Source organism: Sedimentibacter sp. B4 (genome assembly GCF_000309315.1).
GTDB lineage: Bacteria > Bacillota > Clostridia > Tissierellales > Sedimentibacteraceae > Sedimentibacter > Sedimentibacter saalensis.
The window spans coordinates 1-218 of sequence record NZ_CANG01000683.1 but is presented as its reverse complement, the minus strand read 5'-3'; the positions used below and the strand labels follow the sequence as shown (position 1 = coordinate 218).

The 218-nt window shown below is 75.2% G+C and carries 1 protein-coding gene; it reads left to right on the top strand.

The window, feature by feature from the left end:
* A partial coding sequence (locus tag BN358_RS24110) for an alpha-amylase family glycosyl hydrolase (protein ID WP_255346903.1) occupies nt 1-218 on the top strand: 218 nt, incomplete at both ends.

The window sequence follows — 218 nt, the reverse complement described above, 5'->3', positions numbered from 1 at the left end:
CGCCAACACGCACCCGGCCTTTCGGGCGGCGCTGTCGGCCGGCCCCGGTTCGCCGGAGCGCTCACTGTTCCACTTCCGCGACGGCAGCGGGCCCGACGGCGCCGAGCCCCCCACCAACTGGGGCTCGCTGTTCGGCGGCTCGGCCTGGGAGCGGGTGGTCGGCCCGGACGGCCCCGAACAGTGGTACCTGCACATGTTCGCCCCCGAGCAGCCGGACA